Raw genomic sequence first — 2079 nt, forward strand, 5'->3', positions numbered from 1 at the left:
GCTTTTTGTGATGATATCAACGTTTCATTCCGGCAGCAGCACAGCACCCGGAGGTTAAATTCACGTTTGAAAAATTAGTCTTTATGAATGCATCAACCACCTGTCGGCCTGTCGCCGCACAGAAGTAACCGTCATTTCTAAATTGTAGATAATTCCACTACCAGCGATGTTTAAAACCAAAATCTCATGTTATGTTAAACAAGCAATTTGATTCTCTATTGCCTATCAAAGCATCATTTTTATTGCTATTCTTTTTGGGCATCTCACAAATTTCCTTTGCCCAGCAAAAAATAACGGTAAGCGGTAATGTTGTGTCAGACAGCAGTCAACCCGTTTCCAATGTATCTATAAGAATAAAAGGCGGGACTGCCGGTGGAACCACTGATGAAAACGGCTCCTTTAAGATTAGCGTTGCTAAGGGTGCAGTCCTGCTTTTTTCTTCTATAGGATATGAAGAAAAACAGGTAACAGCCATGAAAGATGGAGAGGTACTAACGGTGACGCTTACCCCAAGCAATGCCAGGTTGAATGACATTGTGGTGGTTGGATACGGAACACGAAAGAAAGAAACCCTGACAGGCTCCATTGCTTCTGTTAAAGGAAGCGACCTGGTTAAATCACCGGCGGGTAACTTCTCCAATTCGTTAGCAGGCCGGTTACCGGGTTTGGTGGCTATTACCAGAACAGGCGAGCCTGGAAATGACGGATCCACATTAAGAATACGTGGGGCCAATACACTTGGCGATAATTCCCCGCTTGTTGTTGTTGACGGTATTGCCGGCAGAAGCCTGGAGCGGCTGGACCCCGCTACCATTGAATCTGTTACGATCTTAAAAGATGCGTCTGCAGCGATATACGGATCACAGGCAGCCAATGGCGTTATCCTTGTTACCACCAAACGCGGTGCATCCGGTAAGCCCACCATTCAATTTTCCCTGAACCAGGGATGGAACACACCTACCGTTCTTCCCAAAATGGCGGATGCGCCACTTTATGCACAGCTACAGAATGAGATCTCTGCTGCTTATCATCCCGGCGACCCATTGCCTTATTCGGCAGAGGATATCCAGAAATACAAAGATGGCTCTGATCCCTGGGGGCATCCCAATACGGATTGGTTTAAAGAAACCATCAGGAAAAATTCTCCGCAACGTTATGGCAACTTAACATTGTCCGGCGGGGCTGAGGCGATAAAATATTTCATTTCACTTGGATCGAATTTTACCGACGGGATTTTCAGGGATGGAGCTACCAACTATTCTCAGACTAATTTTCAAAGTAATATTGACGCAAAAGTTACTAACAACATCCGTTTGAGTTTTGATGTGGTGGGCCGGCAGGAAAACAGGAACTATTCAGGAGGAGGCGCCAATGGGGGAAGCGCCGATCAGGCACAAAATGTTTTCTGGGCATTAAACAGGTCTTTTCCCACGTGGCCGGCAAGATGGCCTAATGGCTTACCAGGACCGGATATTGAATATGGCGCTAACCCGGTAGTGCTGGTTACAGATGCCACGGGTTACACTAAATCAAGAAGCTATATTTTTCAGAGTAATGTAAGGCTCGTGGTTACTATTCCATGGGTAAAAGGACTATCGTTAACCGGTAATGCAGCAATGGACAGAACTATTGTCAGTACCAAACAATTCAGGAAACCGTGGTACCTCTATACCTGGGATAAAACAAGTTTGGATTCCAACGGAACGCCGCTGCTGGTAGCATCCAAAAAAGGGAATACTGATCCGCGACTGCAACAGTGGATGGATAACAATTCCAACGTAACCCTCAATGCGCTGTTAAATTATGACAGGGTTTTTGATAAGCATGATATTAAAGTTCTTTTTGCAGCGGAACGTATTGCCGGTGATAACATGAATTTCTGGGCTTTCAGGAGAAACTATACCAGCGATATTCTTGACGAACTGGATTTAGGAAGTAATGAATTAAAAGACAATGGAGGATCGTCCGGTGTAGCCCGCAGGTTAGATTATTTCGGAAGATTAAGCTATGCCTATGACGCAAAGTATCTCGCTGAATTTGTGTGGCGATACGACGGCTCTTATATCTTTGACCCCGCCG

1 protein-coding gene is annotated in these 2079 nt (G+C 45.2%); it reads left to right on the top strand.

The genetic code is table 11. From position 1 onward, the window contains the following. Positions 1-191 precede the first annotated feature (191 nt). On the top strand, positions 192-2079 hold a 1888-nt coding region (locus VN105_RS24285; protein WP_325645107.1), incomplete at its 3' end, for a SusC/RagA family TonB-linked outer membrane protein.

Origin of the sequence: Chitinophaga sp., from assembly GCF_035564935.1 — a bacterium.
GTDB lineage: Bacteria > Bacteroidota > Bacteroidia > Chitinophagales > Chitinophagaceae > Chitinophaga.